Annotated in this window: 14 protein-coding genes; 10 read left to right on the top strand and 4 right to left on the bottom strand. The window is 64.0% G+C overall.

From position 1 onward, the window contains the following. Window positions 1-50: 50 nt before the first annotated feature. A complete protein-coding gene (locus BB347_RS12795) occupies window positions 51-1736 on the top strand; it encodes a nitrite/sulfite reductase (RefSeq protein WP_076583904.1) in 1686 nt (561 codons plus the stop codon). Beyond that, window positions 1726-3468, top strand: coding sequence for a Coenzyme F420 hydrogenase/dehydrogenase, beta subunit C-terminal domain (locus BB347_RS12790; RefSeq protein WP_076583848.1), 1743 nt, complete (start codon window positions 1726-1728; stop codon window positions 3466-3468). The genes BB347_RS12795 and BB347_RS12790 overlap by 11 nt, the downstream gene beginning before the upstream one ends. A 76-nt stretch (window positions 3469-3544) precedes the next feature. On the opposite strand, the gene BB347_RS12785 is transcribed toward BB347_RS12790, so the two are convergent. Beyond that, complete coding sequence (locus tag BB347_RS12785; RefSeq protein ID WP_076583846.1) at window positions 3545-3985, bottom strand: hypothetical protein; 441 nt, start codon at window positions 3983-3985, stop codon at window positions 3545-3547. Window positions 3986-4149: 164 nt separating this feature from the next. Between BB347_RS12785 and BB347_RS12780 the strand changes: the two genes are divergently transcribed. From BB347_RS12780 to BB347_RS12755, 6 genes are all read left to right on the top strand, one after another. After that, a complete protein-coding gene (locus BB347_RS12780) occupies window positions 4150-5202 on the top strand; it encodes a phosphatase PAP2 family protein (RefSeq protein ID WP_076583845.1) in 1053 nt (350 codons plus the stop codon). Between the two features lie 71 nt (window positions 5203-5273). Then, entirely contained in the window at window positions 5274-5894 is a 621-nt protein-coding gene (locus tag BB347_RS12775) for a GNAT family N-acetyltransferase (protein ID WP_076583843.1), read from the top strand. 216 nt (window positions 5895-6110) lie between these two features. Continuing rightward, a complete protein-coding gene (locus tag BB347_RS12770; RefSeq protein WP_076583842.1) occupies window positions 6111-6857 on the top strand; it encodes a CatB-related O-acetyltransferase in 747 nt (248 codons plus the stop codon). Between the two features lie 83 nt (window positions 6858-6940). Continuing rightward, window positions 6941-7591: a thiamine phosphate synthase gene (gene thiE / locus BB347_RS12765; protein ID WP_076583902.1), complete on the top strand. Its 651-nt coding sequence runs from the start codon at window positions 6941-6943 to the stop codon at window positions 7589-7591. Window positions 7592-7601: 10 nt separating this feature from the next. After that, window positions 7602-8441: a hydroxyethylthiazole kinase gene (gene thiM / locus BB347_RS12760; RefSeq protein ID WP_076583840.1), complete on the top strand. Its 840-nt coding sequence runs from the start codon at window positions 7602-7604 to the stop codon at window positions 8439-8441. Window positions 8442-8543: 102 nt separating this feature from the next. Next, window positions 8544-8816: a DUF7553 family protein gene (locus BB347_RS12755; RefSeq protein ID WP_076583839.1), complete on the top strand. Its 273-nt coding sequence runs from the start codon at window positions 8544-8546 to the stop codon at window positions 8814-8816. 14 nt (window positions 8817-8830) lie between these two features. Here the strand turns inward: BB347_RS12755 and BB347_RS12750 are convergent, their stop codons facing one another. Beyond that, window positions 8831-9463 carry a rubrerythrin family protein gene (locus BB347_RS12750; RefSeq protein ID WP_076583837.1) on the bottom strand — a complete coding sequence of 211 codons (633 nt, stop codon included), beginning with the start codon at window positions 9461-9463 and terminating at the stop codon, window positions 8831-8833. A 195-nt stretch (window positions 9464-9658) separates the two neighbouring features. Between BB347_RS12750 and BB347_RS12745 the strand changes: the two genes are divergently transcribed. Further along, on the top strand, window positions 9659-10843 hold the full coding sequence (locus BB347_RS12745) for a polysaccharide deacetylase family protein (RefSeq protein ID WP_076583835.1): 1185 nt from the start codon (window positions 9659-9661) through the stop codon (window positions 10841-10843). A 145-nt stretch (window positions 10844-10988) separates the two neighbouring features. Here BB347_RS12745 and BB347_RS12740 read toward each other — a convergent pair whose 3' ends face one another. After that, complete coding sequence (locus tag BB347_RS12740) at window positions 10989-11846, bottom strand: sulfurtransferase (protein ID WP_076583900.1); 858 nt, start codon at window positions 11844-11846, stop codon at window positions 10989-10991. A gap of 281 nt (window positions 11847-12127) precedes the next feature. Between BB347_RS12740 and BB347_RS12735 the strand changes: the two genes are divergently transcribed. Further along, window positions 12128-12925, top strand: a complete 798-nt coding sequence (locus BB347_RS12735; RefSeq protein ID WP_076583834.1) for a sulfurtransferase — start codon at window positions 12128-12130, stop codon at window positions 12923-12925. On the opposite strand, the gene BB347_RS12730 is transcribed toward BB347_RS12735, so the two are convergent. Beyond that, window positions 12922-14445 (bottom strand): dihydrolipoyl dehydrogenase, encoded by a 1524-nt coding sequence (locus tag BB347_RS12730; protein ID WP_076583832.1) that lies wholly within the window; start codon window positions 14443-14445, stop codon window positions 12922-12924. The genes BB347_RS12735 and BB347_RS12730 overlap by 4 nt on opposite strands. Between the last annotated feature and the right edge of the window lie 43 nt (window positions 14446-14488).

Genomic DNA, 14488 nt, shown 5'->3' with positions numbered 1-14488 from the left:
ACGCCGCACACAGTGCTTGCCACTCGGTGGACGCACCGGCGGTGGTTCAGATGAACACGACGGAGCAGTACAAACAGAACAAACACCCCCTCGACGTGATCGACGACGTCTACGAATACGCAGAAGACAGGCTCTCCTTCGAAGAAATCGAAGAGCGAGCCGGTGACGGCGAGTGGGAGCGCCTGAAGTGGGCCGGCATGTACGCCCAGAAACAGGAGGGCTACTTCATGATCCGGACGAAGGTTCCGGGCGGAAAGCTCACGCCCGAACAGGCCGAGGTCATCGGCGAAGTAACCGACGACCTGGCCGTCGCACCCGAGGAGTACGGCGGGGAAGAGCAAAACGAACTCTGGGGCGACGCCTACCTCGATATCACGACCCGTCAGGACATCCAGAAACACTGGATTCGTGTCGAAGACGTGCCAGAGATGTGGGACCGCTACGACGAAGTCGGCCTGACGACGGTTCAGGGCTGTGGCGACTCCGCCCGGAACGTCCTCGGCTGTCCCGCTGCCGGACTCGACGACCACGAGTGTTTCAACGCACAGCCGGTCGTCGACGCCGTCTCCGAGTTTTTCACGGGCAACCGCGAGTACGCAAACCTCCCGCGGAAGTTCAAGCTCACGATCACGGGCTGTGCACACGACTGCGCGCAGTCTCAGATCAACGATATCGGACTCGTCCCCGCGAAGAAAGAACTCGAGGGTGAACATCGCTACGGCTTTCACGCCCGCGTCGGTGGTGGCCTCTCCGACGGCCCGCGAATGGGCTCGGAACTCGACCTCTTCATCGAGCCGGAACACGCCGTCGAGTTCTGTCGCGCCGTCGCACAGACGTTCAAAGAGATCGGCGACCGAAACAACCGCGGCGTCTGCCGCATGCGATACCTCGTCGAGCAACTCGGCCCCGACAAATTCGAGGAAGCGATCCGCGACCGAACCGGCCTCGAGTTCCCGACTGCGGGTCAGAACCTGACTGTCGGCTACCAGGGCGACCACGTCGGCGTCCACGACCAGAAACAGGGCGGACTGCAGTACGTCGGCTTCAACGTCGTCGCCGGCCGAATGGGCGGCACCGAGTTCGCCGAGGCCGCTCGCGCGGCCAAAAAGTACGGCACAGCGGACGCTTCCGTACGCCTCGCGACCGACCAGAACTTCCTCATCAGCCACATCCCCGAGGAGAACGTCGAGGATCTCCTCGCCGAGCCATTCGCCGCGGACTACCAGCCAGATCCCGGCGCGTTCTCTCGCGGTGCCGTCGGCTGTACCGGCAGCGAGTTCTGTAACTACGCGATCATCGAGACCAAAAAGCGAACCAAGCGCTGGGCTCGCGAACTCGACGAGCGAATCGACGTCCCCGACGATATCGAGGCCATCCGAATGCACATGTCCGGCTGCTCGGCGTCCTGTGCTCAGCCCCAGATCGCGGACATCGGCTTCCGTGGCGAGACCGTCAAGATCGACGAAGACGGCGAATCCGACATCGTCGAAGGCATGGACTTCGGCCTCGGTGGTTCACTCGGCGCTGACAATGAGTTCCTCGATTGGATCGAGAGCGCCGTTCCCGCCGATTCCGTGATCCCGGCCTTAGAGCAACTGTTCGAGGCTTACAACGCCGACCGTCACGACGGCGAGGAGTTTTACGAGTGGTGTCGCCGCGTCGACAACGGGCGTCTCCGGACGATCATGCAAGGGGCCGAGGCCCCGGTTGCTGGAGGTGTTGCCCATGGGGACTGACCGCGAGGACGAGCGAAGCGAGTCCTCGAAGAAGCGAGCGGGAGCTGCGGGGGCCGAGCGGAGCGAGGACCTCGATGATGCGAGCGGTGAAACCGCGAGCGAGGAGCGACACGCGAGCCGCGAGGATGAGCAAACGTTCCCGGCCGTTCCTGAGTCGAACACCGACGACGATGAGGCAGTCATGTTCCCCGAATCGGGAAGTGCAGCGCCGCGATCCCGAGAGGGAACGGACCACGCTCGAGAGGGTGCAGTTCAGACTAGTGCAGACGACGCCAGCGGCGGCAGTTGCTCGCCGAACACCTGTTCGTGCGGCGAGAAGACCGCGGATTCGTCACCGCAGGGCCCGGACACGTCGTCACAGGACCAGCGCGTTGCGACAGACGGTGCGGGTGTGGCGAACGTCGACGAGATGGGCGAACTCGGCGACCTCGAGTTTACCGAACCCGCTGAAAACGTCAGTCAGGACGTGTACGACGACTCGCCGGATACGCGCGTCGGCGTGCCAGACGGCGTCGACCTCGACACGCCGGAGTACTCGATTCGCTCGGAGATGAACGACATCGAGACGCCGGACGAGAAGACCTGGTTCATGGAACTGGACGAGGCCGTCATCGACGAGGGTCGGTGTATCCAGTGTGGGACCTGCGTCGCCGCCTGTCCCTCCGACTCCATCGGCGTCGGCGAGGACGACCTGCCGGAACTCGTCAAGATGTGTACCGGCTGTTCGCTCTGTTGGGACTTCTGTCCCCGCGGCGGCATGCGCTATGAACGCCAGTGGAAGATCACCGGCGGCGAGGACAACGTCAAGGGTGCCGGCGACCCGATTACGGAGTTCTCGGCGAAGGTCGACGACGACTGGACCGACGGCGCACAGGACGGCGGCGTCGTGACCGGCATCCTCGCGACCTTGCTCGAGGAAGGCGAAATCGACGGTGCGCTGATCGCGACCGAGAGCGAGGAGGAAGCCTGGAAGGCGGAGAGCTTCCTCGCGACAACGGAAGAAGAACTGATCGAAAACGCGGGCACGGTCTACAACCAGACGCTCGCGCTCGGCAACCTCGACCTAAAACAGTGGGAGCACAAGCTTCCCGACAAGGACTGGGACGAACTCTCGCTCGCCTTAGTCGGCACGCCGTGTGAGATCGAGGGCATCCGCGCCCTGCAGGACTTCGAGTGGGACTATCAGGCCCAGAACGAGGGCATCCGAGCCGTCGACTACACCATCTCGCTCATGTGTACGAAGAACTTCAACTACTACAGCCTCATGGGCGAGCAGTTGGAGGAAAAACGCGACATCTCACCCGACGAGATCGGCAAGATGGACGTGCTCCACGGCAAGATGATGGTCTACGACCACGACGGCAACATGATCGTCGAGGAAGACGTCGAGAACTTCCACGACGCCGCGCTCAAAGGCTGTGACGAGTGTGCGGACTTTACCGGCTTCTGTTCGGACATCACCGTCGGCTCCGTCGGGAGCTCCGACGAGTACTCGAGCGTCATCCTCCGGACCGAGCAGGGCGTCGACGCGTGGGAGCTCACCGAACCGAAACTCGACTACCACGATCTCGAGGACAAGTCGGCGGTCGGCAAGCTCCAGGGCTGGGACAAGAAGAAGGCCTTCGAGAGTCTCGAGCGGCCGTTCGACCCCGACGCGCCGCGGTTCATCGACTACACCGACCACGCTGAGCAGTACGGGACGGCACTGAACCCGCACGATCAGGGTCACTGAACGGGTTCGGGTTGCCGAGCGATTTTCGCTGTTGTGCGCTCTTTTCGGCACACGTACTCGAGTTTATCCGCTTTCGCTACAACGTTATCAGATACACCGTGACGTCGTCAACCTCGTCGACCGTGACGGTCACGGACTGGCCCTCCGGCTCGAGGATGTCGGTCACCGCGGCTTCCGGGTCGGGGGCGAGTTCGGTCGGGAACGCGAGTTCGACGGTGCCTTCGGCAACCGGGTCGTGACGCTCGGTCGTCGCCTGCACAACGTCGCCGTCGTCGAAGTGGACCGTCATCGAGACGGCTGGCCTGTCCTCGACGCTCGAGTCCGCTGAAACGGAGACGACCTGCAGGCCGTCACGTCGTTCGAACGCGCGGGTGTTCTCGGCCGGAACGTCGACGCCGCGCTCGTCGACGAGGAACGTCTCGAGTCGGTCGACGTACTCGGACTCGCGTGCTCGCTGTGCGAGCGCGTCCGTTTCGTCGTCGTCGAGTTCCAGTAACTGCTGTGAGCGGTCGTCCATGCGGAACCCAACGTCGACCTGAGGGAAAAGAAGTGACGGCGTACCCGTGGCGAACACAGTAGTGTACTCGCCGAGCGCCGCGTTCGAATCGTCCGTTTTCGCCAGGGTTCCCGAAGTGATACAGAGACGATACCGATTAGTGATCGTCTACCGTAGTGTCCGCTATGTCCAGAGGAATCGGGGAGTTCGAACCCATACAGGAATTCGTTCCGGAGTGGGCGGCCCTCCTCGTTGCACTCCTAACGCAACTCGGCGACGTCTGGTTTCTCGCAATACTCGTGGGTGCACTGTACTGGCTGTCCGCGGACAACCGCGAGGACAGCGCGATTATCATCGGACTCACGATAGCCGGACTCGCCGTGATTACGGCGCTGAAACACGTCTTCGCACTCCCACGGCCCGGGCAGCCGCTCGTGGCGCTCGAGGCGCTTCCCGGCCTGATTCAGCCGGTGTACGAGGCGACGGCCATGGCCAGTGGTTACGGCTTCCCGAGCGGGCACGCGCTCATGACCACGGTCGTCTACGTCAGTCTCGCCCGGCGACTGTCGATCGGAACGTCTCGTCAACGACTGGGCGGCGCAGCGGCGATCATCGCGCTCGTCGGCCTCTCGCGCGTCGCACTCGGCGTCCACTATCTGGTCGATATCGTCGTCGGAATCGCCGTCGGGCTGGCGTTCCTCGCACTTATCGAGTGGGTGTTCACTCGAGTCGAGAGCGGACACGCGACCATCGCGTTCTCGGTGGCGGTCGTCTCGAGTGCACTCGCAGTCGTCGCGAGCAGCGCCGATCCGGACGCCGTCTTGCTACTCGGGGCCGCACTCGGAACGTTCGGCGGGTGGCAGCTGATCCGTCTCGGGCGGGCCCTCGCAGTCGCGGAGAAACCGTCCACGGCAGTTCGTCCCCTCGTCCTCAACGGCGGGCTCGCAGCCTCTGGGTTCGCACTCCTGGCGAGTGCACTCGAGGTGTTTCACCCGCTTTCGGTGCCTGCTATCGGCGCTGTACTCGGCCTTGCCTGTGGCGTATTCGTAACGATTCCAGCGGTGCGCCACTCCGAACGGGCGACTCGAGTCTGGCAGGCACTCGTCTTTTGGGTGACGATGGCCGGACTCGGCCTCCGGTATCTGCTCCGACCGACGACGTGGCGGCGAGGGTACGCCGGGGGGCAACGGTACGTTGGACGGCTCCACCGCTGGATTCGGGCACGCAGGTCCGAGTGATCGGCGACCGGCGACCGACTCGTATCGGAGCGTTCCCGCGCGCTTATCAGGGCTCCCGAAAACGCTCGAGTATGAACGCCGATCCCCGAATTCGGATCGCACGACCGGCGGACGCGACCGACGTTCGTGACATTTACGCACCATTTTGTGAATCCTCACCAGTTACCTTCGAGGAGACCCCACCGACCGACGCCGAGATGGCCGAGCGCATCGAGTCGACCCTCGAGACCTACCCCTGGCTCGTCTGTGAACTCGAGGAGGACGTCGTCGGTTACGCCTACGCGAGTCGACTGCGAAAGCGCCGAGCGTACCAGTGGACGGTCGAGCTCTCGGTGTACGTCGACGAATCGACGCGTCGGGCGGGCGTCGGTCGAGCGCTCTACGAGTCCCTGTTCGCGGTGCTCGAGCGACAGGGCGTCTGCGACGCGTACGCGGTGACGACGGTTCCCAATCCCGAGACGGAACGGTTTCACGAGCGACTCGGCTTCGAACGTGCCGTCGATTTCCCCGCGATGGGCTACATCGAAGACGAGTGGTACGACGTCGCCTGGTGGCGTCGACAACTCACCGAGAAAGCGGACGACCCGGATCCGATTCGACCGTTCCCAGCCGTCCGCGAAGACGACGACGGGCGGTCGATGATTCGGGCGGGCGAGCGCGTCCTCGAGGAAGACGCACATGCGAGCGAGTGAATGACAAAGTAGACAGTGAGTTGGTGGGAGCGAAAATCACGAGGTGAACGTCGGAACGTCGGCGTGAGTGAGGAGCAGTTCAACGAATCTCCACACCTCATCGGACAGGCAATTTATGTCTCTCTGAACAATTATCGTGCCGGTTGAACCCCTCTTTTTGAAAAGTGTTCAACAAAGGTGGACAAGTGATATTTATCTACTCGTCGTCCATGCGATATGTCCCTCGGTATGCTCGTGGAACGATCGGTGTCGCTACTCGGATACCCGCCTCCAACACACGAACTACTCAATCGCTACGCCGAGTCGGTGACGCTCGATATCGCCCCGTCGGCACGAATCTCGATGGGCTGTTTACTCCGCGGAGAAGTCACACTCGAGCCACAGACGCGCCTGAGCAGAGGGTGTGTACTCGGGGGCGACGTCACCGTCAAAAAGCGGACGAACCTCGAACCGAACTGCGATCTCATTGGAGACGTCGAGATCGGGAAGTACTGTGCGATAGCCAGGGAATCGACGTTTCAACAGACGAACCACCGGATGAGTCAGCCGTCGATGCAGATTCGATTCTACGATGAGGTTCTCGACAGCGACTTACCCCCGACCGCGGAGGGCCCGATCACGGTCGGAAACGACGTCTGGATCGGCACCGGAGCGACGATACTCTCGGGCGTTACGGTCGGCGACGGCGCGGTCATCGGCGCTGGATCGGTCGTCACCAGCGACGTAGACCCCTACGCCGTCGTCGCCGGCGTTCCAGCCGAACGCATTAACTGGCGATTTCCGAACGGAGTCAGGGAAGCGCTTCTCGCCCTCGAGTGGTGGGAGTGGGACGAGGAGACGATGCGTGCCAATCGCGAGTTCTTCGAACGCGAACTCCACGCACTCGAAGACATTCCACGATCTATCGTCGAGAAACACGGCGCTCTCGACGTGGAAACTCGCCCCACCTCGGCGCTCGAGTGACGCAGCTTGAGAAGCGATCGGGCGTCTATCGGGTTCGAACGTGGACCATCGTCTCTTTTATCTCGGCGGACAGAGGCTCCGATATGACTGTCTCGAACTGGCACACCTATCTCGTGACCGACGCGTCGCTCTCGGAGGGACGGACAACCCTCGAGATCGTTCGCGCGGCGATCGACGGCGGCGTCGACGCGATTCAACTCCGCGAAAAGGGCACCGACGCTCGATTCCGATACGAACTCGGGCGAGAACTCCGAGAACTGACTGCCGAGGCGGGTGTGGACCTGATCGTCAACGACCGGGTCGACATCGCACGGGCGATCGACGCCGACGGCGTCCACGTCGGCCAATCGGACCTCCCGGTCGCCGCCGTCCGTGATCTTCTCGATCCCGACGCCGTCGTCGGCTGCTCGACCTCGACGCTCGGAGAGGCCCGGCAAGCCGAGGCGGACGGTGCGGACTACCTCGGCGTCGGAACGATCTACGGCACGACCTCGAAGGATGTCGCCGCCGAGAAGGACGGCGTCGGACCCGAGCGAGTCGCCGACATCGTGGCCAGCGTCTCGATTCCCGTCGTCGGAATCGGCGGAATCACGGCCGCAAACGCCGGACCCGTCGTCGAAGCGGGGGCCACCGGGGTCGCCGTCATCTCCGAAATTACGGCCGCCACGGACCCGGCGGCCGCGACGGCCGCACTCGCCGAGGCGGTCGAAACGGCGAAGACAGTCGAGGACTGAATGATATTCGATGACTAGCACACTTCCCTCGAGCGTCACCGGGGCCGAACTCGGCGACTCGCTGCGAGCGATCGACGAAACCTCACCACTCGTCCAGCACCTCACGAACGAAGTGACGATGAACGACGTCGCGAACCTCACCCTTCACTGGAACGCGCTTCCGGTGATGGCCGACTCGCCCGGCGACGCCGGCGAGATGGCCGCCGGTGCGGCCGCGATCCTCTTCAACACCGGCCAGGTACCCGAGGGGAAAGTCGAGGCGATGCACGATGCGGCGGAGACCGCAGCCGAACACGACATTCCGATCGTCCTCGACCCCGTCGGCGTCGGCTCGACCCCGACTCGAGGCGAGGTCGCCGAGTCGCTCCTCGAGGCGGTCGACTTCTCGGTCGTCAAGGGCAACTACGGCGAGATCAGCGCGCTCGCGGGCGTCGACGCCGAGGTGCGAGGCGTCGAATCGGTCGGCGAGTACGACGAGATCGAGACAGCGGCGCAGTCGCTCGCCGAGTCGACCGGCGCGACGGTCGTCGCGAGCGGCGTCGAAGACGTCGTGGCGACCGCAGACGGGGCGATCAGGCTCAGCGCCGGCCACGAGATGCTCGCCGCGGTCGTCGGCACCGGTTGTATGCTCGGCGCGACCGTCGCCGTCTTCCGGGGCGCACTCGAGGACCCGACGACTGCCGCCATCCACGCCACGCTTGCCTTCGGTATCGCGGGCGAGCAAGCCGCTGAGCGCGAGTACGCCGGACCGGCGAGTTATCGAACGAATTTTCACGACACGGTCGCCGGATTGGTAGCCGACGGGGTCGCTGACCTCGCACTCGAGGGTCGGATCGAACGCCTCGAGTGAGACACCGAGGAGTCGGCGCATACCAGCGGTTCGTCATCCGGGTTTGCCAGCGTGACCTTCAGGTGTGAAACTGTTTTATCGCCGACGAGCGAATCGGATCGTATGTCACGAACCACCCTCGAGCGCGCCGCGTCGACACTCGAAGAAGCAGCCAACGCAGCGTCGGACGACGAAACGAAACAGCGTCTCGAAAGCCAGTCCTCGCAGTTCGAATCCCTCGCCGACGCGAACCGAGGACCGGATCACGGCAAACTCGCGCGTCACGAGCACGTGCTCACCGAAATTGCGGACGAAGAAGGCGGTGCCGTCGCGAACCTGATCGCGGAAGCCCTCGAGTCGATTCACGCGTACCGAGAGACGCTCGAGGGCGTCTGAGCGACGACGGGACGTCAGCAGACCGGCTTCGGATTCGCGCCCAGTTCCTCCATGTTCTCGACGTACTCGCCGTAGGCGGCCTCGATCGCACCCGTCGCGGCCTCGAGCGCGCGCTCGCGGTCCGACTCGTCGTCGCAAACGGACTCGACGAGAACCTGTGCGCGCTCGAGTTGGTCGTCCAGATCCGAACCGAACTCGCGAAAGACGCTCGCCGTTTGTGGATCCGCGTCGCCGACGAAGTAGCCGACGACCTGTTCTTTCGAGCGTTTGCTCGCGACGATGCGACCGATCAATCCGCCGACTCGCTCGACCGTCGACTCGAGGCCGCGGAGATACTCGTGGAGTGCAGGGAGGGTCTCCGGGTCGTATTCATCGGTCTCGAGGTGGGAGAGAACTGTTTCGTAGTGGTCTCGTTCTTCCGCTGCCGTGGTTTCGAAGGCCTCGCGAGCCTCCCCGTTTGCGTCCTCGGCCCATCCGCTGAACGTTTGCCAGGCCGCGTATTCGGCGTCCGCTGTCGCACGGAGAACCGGTTCGGTGTCGATGTCGCCGCCGGTCTCGGCGTAGAGGGACTTCGAGGAACCGAGTCGGGAGAGGGCGGTCTGGTTTTCTTCACGGACGGTGTCGACGAACGCGCCAGCGTCGGTCATGGTGGGTGTTTCGCTCGCCCGCGAGTTAGATGTGTCGCGACCGCGCTCACTCGAGTTATAGTCGTTCGGTTGCAGTCACTCGGTTTCACGGGGAGGGTAGGGACCCCATTCGAGTCGATAGACAGCCGTTACTCACGGAATCGAGACTCTAGAGCAGTCATAACAATCATTGATGGCGAACAGTCTTCGATCGGAATGAAACGACGAGCATACCTCGCGACAGCGGCGGCGGTCACCGTCGCCGGCTGTTCCGCCCTGACCGACTCCGAAAGCGACGACAGCGACGACGGTAACGGTGACGACAACGGATCCTCCGATCCCGTGGACGAAGAACCCGGCGCGTTCGACGACTTCGAAGACCTCGACAAGTGGACGGTCGAAGAAGGATCGCTCAGCGCCGACGAAGACCGCGTCTACGCCGGCTCCCAGTCCGCCCGAATGGAATCCGACGGCGACGGCGAACGCGTCATGATCAAGCGGGAGTTCGACACTCCGCGGGATCTCTCCACCGAGTTCCCCGCGCTGGCGTTCGCGAGCGATCACGACGTCAGCCCGACGATCCAGTTGACGGACACCGACGGCGACCGGCTGTTCCTCCAGTGTAGCGTCCGCGAAGCGGGGCCGTTCGCTCACCGCGACCTCGGCGTCGTCGACACCGACGGCGACCCGGACCTGAGTTCGATCGACCACACGAAAATCTCCGTCTGGGCCGGCGAGCGCGAACTGTCCCTGTGGTGTGACGACTACCACTTCGTCGAGCGCCCCGAGACGGGAGCCGTCATGGTCCAGTTCCCCGAAGCCTACGACGACGTCGCCAGCGAGGCCGCCCCGCTGCTCGCCGAGTACGACGTGCCCGGAACCGTGTTCGTCGCCACCGACTACGTGGGCAGCGAAGGTCGCCTCTCGCAGGACGACCTCGAGGGCCTCCAGGACGACGGCTGGACCATCGCGAGCGCCGGCGCGACGGGAACCAACCTCACCCAGCACGACGAAGGCGGACAGGAAGACGAACTCGCCAACGCGGCCGAGTGGCTCGAGGACAACGGCTTCGACGCCGGCTACTACTCCTACGGTCTCAACCGCTACGACGAGAGCGCCGTCGAACTCGCCGAAGAGTACTCCGACGTGGCGTTCGCGAGTAGCTACACGGGCCACGGCCACCTCAGCAACCCCCATCTCGCCCCCCGCACGACCAACCCGGATGGCGACGACGTCGAGCAACTGCTCGAGTGGGCCGCCGACCAGCGTCTGATCGCGACGCTCTCCTACCGAAACGTGGGCGACTCCGTCGACGAGATCGAAGCCGCGCTGTCGGCGATCGACGACGCCGACATCGACGTCATCACGCCAGCCGACCTTGAGTCGGAGTACCTCGACTGAGACGTCCGTACCCCGACTCGAGTAGCACCCACCGCGGGCGCGGACCGTTATTTTATGGCCGATCGAACGGACCCGAATAGCTCGAGGCGTGGCTAGCGACCGTTCAAAAAAGGAAAATACGGGCCGGTTAGGGGACGATGTCGCGTTACTCGCCCTTCTCTATCGGCGCGTTGACCAGGTTACCCCACTCGGTCCACGAACCGTCGTAGTTGACGGTGTCCTCGTAGCCGAGCAGTTCGTGCAGCGCGAACCACGCGACGGACGAACGCTCGCCGATACGGCAGTACGCGACGGTCGTCTCGTCGCCGTCAATATCCTCGTCGGCGTAGAGGTCCTCGAGTTCGTCGTAGTCCTTGAACGTCCCGTCGTCGTTCGTGACGGCCGCCCACGAGATGTTCTTCGCGCCGGGAATGTGGCCGCCGCGCTGGGCGGTCTCCTGGAGTCCCGGCGGGGCGAGGATCTCGCCGCTGAACTCCTCGGGCGAGCGAACGTCGACCAGCGGAACGCCGCGTTCGATCGCGTTCTCGACGTCCTCGCGGTAGGCCCGGATGCTCTCGCGTGGACCCGCAGCGTCGTACTCGGTCTCCGAGAAGTTCGGCTCCTCGTCCGTCGTCGGATAGTCGTTCTCGAGCCAGTACTCGCGGCCGCCGTCGAGTAGGTAGACGTCCTCGTGGCCGTAGTACTTGAACTGCCAGTAGGTGTAGGCGGCGAACCAGTTCGAGTTGTCGCCGTAGAGGACGACCGTCGAGTCCTCGCTGATGCCGTGGGAACCGAGTAAGTCCTCGAAGTCCTCCTTCGTCAGGATGTCCCGCGTGGTCTGGTCCTGAAGCTGGGTCTCCCAGTTGAACCCGATCGCGCCCGGCGCGTGTTCGTCCTCGTAGGCCTCCGTGTCGACGTCGACCTCGACGAGTCGCAGGTCGGAATCGTCGTCCTGGAACTCCTCGAGTCGGTCTTCGACCCACTCAGCCGTGACGAGTACGTCGTTGGCGTATTCTGTTGCCATACTCGAAACGTGGGCTGGGAGGGTCATAGGGCCTCTCGAAGCGGACAATTCGGACGCCGGTCGATCGTGTCGGAGACTGTTGCCGCTATCTCGGACGGGCGAATTCCGCTCGATCCGCCAGCGCATTCACGGACGGTGAGTTATAGTCCCAGCCGTCAACTGACGGGGTGCGCGACTCGGAAAATCGGCACGTACTCACAATTATTGCCGCCACCTCGGTACTCAGGGGAATGGTGTCGGAATCGGAGTGTTCTCAGGGGTGAGTCAGCAACCTCCAGCCAATGGACGACTCTTTCGTCGTCGGCCCCGGTTGGCTCGCGGATCGACTCGAGGACGACCGCCTCAGCGTCGTCGACGTACGAGATCCGTGGGAGTACGACGGCATCGGACACGTTCCGGGTGCCGTGAATATCCCCTTCGAACGCTACCGAGACGAGACGGACGTCGACCGCGGAACGCTTCCCGGTTCCGACGCGTTCGCGACGCTGCTCTCCGAGGCCGGTATCTCGCCCGGGGATACCATCGTCGCCTACGACGACACCCACGGCGTGTTTGCGGCCCGGTTCGTGCTGACTGCCCTCGAGTACGGCCACGACGACGTTCGCCTACTCGACGGCGACTACAGCGCGTGGAACCTCGAGTACGAAACCGAAAGCGAAGCGCCCGAACGCGAGCCGACCGAGTACGAACCGAACCCGCTTTCTCGCGCAGAGAGTCCACTGATCGGTCTCGAGGACGTCGAAGCGGCCCTCGAGCGCGACGCGCTCTTCGTCGACACTCGAGAGCAAGCCGAGTTCGAGGAGGCCCGACTGCCCGGCGCGCTCAGGTTTAACTGGCGCGAAGTGGTCGACGACGAGACGCGCCGGCTGAAATCGGAGACCGAACTCGAGGACGTACTCGAGTCCTCAGGCATTACGCGCGGGAGCGAAATCGTCCTCTACTGCAACACGGCCCGACGGATCAGCCACACCTACGTCGTCCTCCGCGCGCTGGGCTACGAGGACGTCAGTTTCTACGAAGGGAGTTTGACGGAGTGGCTGGCGAACGACGGCGCTGTCGAAACGGGGGCCAGCGATTAACGCACGTCCCGCCAGTCCGGCGCGGTCGAGAACCGACTCGAGGACGCTTCGTCGAACGCGGCGTACACCACCTCCGAGAGCGCCGGGTGGACGTGGACCGAGTCGGCGACGTCGTCGACGGTTCCGTCACCGGCGTCCATCGCGACGACCACCTCCTGAATCAGCGTCGACGCGTCCGGGCCGACGATGTGACAGCCCAGAATCTCGCCGTCCGGAGCCGCGAGGACCTTGACGAAGCCCTCGGCCTCGCGAATTAATCCCAGCGGCGCGGCGTCGAAGGGGACACTCGTCGACTCGTACTCGATTCCCGACGCCTCGAGTTCGCCCGTCGTCTGGCCGACGCTCGCGACCTGTGGCGTGGTAAAGATCGCGTGAGGCATCGCACTGTAGTCGACGGTCCGGCCGCCCTCGTCCAACGCCGAACCCGTCTCGCCGTCCTCGGGCACGGTAGCACCGTCTCCAAGCACGTTCGCCGTGACGATCCTCGTCTCGTAGTCAGCCGCGTGCTTGTACGGCTCCTCGCCGAGGATATCGCCGAGCGCCCAGACGTCGTCGACGGTCGTCTCGAGACGGTCGTCCGTCTCGACGTGGCCCTGATCGTCGACCTCGACGCCCGTATTCTCGAGGGCCAGCGTGTCCGTGTTCGGACGGCGGCCGGTCGCGAGCAGGAGGTCGTCGGCCGCGAGTTCCACCGAATCGTCGCTGTCGCCGTCGCCGTTTCCACCCTCGCCGCCGTCGTTGGCAGGGACGGCAGTGACGACCGTTTGGTCCTCCCGCTGGTCGACCTCGTTCGCCTCGTAGCCGGCGTACACCGCACAGTAGTCCTCGAGCGAGTCGGTGACGAACTCGCTGACGTCGTCGTCCTCTCTCGGAACGAGCGTCTCGCTGCGCCCGACCATCGACACGTCCGTTCCGAGCGCGCCGAAGAAGTACCCCAGTTCGGCACCGATGTAGCCCCCGCCGACGATCACGAGAGAATCTGGTTGATCGTCCAGAAAGAGCGCGTCCTCGCTCGTGAGAAAGTCGACCTCGTCGAGGCCGTCGATCGGCGGAACCATCGGTCTGCTGCCGACCGCGAGAACGATCGTGTCGGCGCGAATCTCGATCGAATCGCCCGCAGCGTCGCCAGTGGCGGCGTCCTCGTTCAACGCGACCTCGAGCGTTCGGTCGTCGAGGAAGCGACCCTCGCCGCGATAGCGCGTCACGTTTGAGGCGTCCTCGAGGCTCGCCTCCTGTCGGTCCGCCTTTTCGTAGACCGTGTCGTGAATCGCGTCCGTGATCGCGCCGTAGTCGATCTCCCCGACGTCGGCTGGAATGCCGAACGCTTCGGCGTGTCGAATCTCCTCGAGTAAGTCTGCTCGATGAATCAGCGCCTTCGACGGCACGCAGCCTCGAGTGATACAGGTACCCCCGAGCGGGCCGGGTTCGACGACGGCCGCCTCGAGGCCCGTTTCGGCCGCTGCCGTCGCGACCTGACTGCCGGAGCCGCCGCCGACCACGACGATATCGTACTCGTCCATACCACTATTCGTCCACGAACAGGTCCGTAAAACACGAGCGTGC

Source organism: Natronorubrum daqingense (assembly GCF_001971705.1).
GTDB classification, from domain to species: Archaea; Halobacteriota; Halobacteria; order Halobacteriales; family Natrialbaceae; genus Natronorubrum; species Natronorubrum daqingense.
Note: the sequence above shows the minus strand (reverse complement) of the source record. Positions and strands in the feature narration are given on the sequence as shown.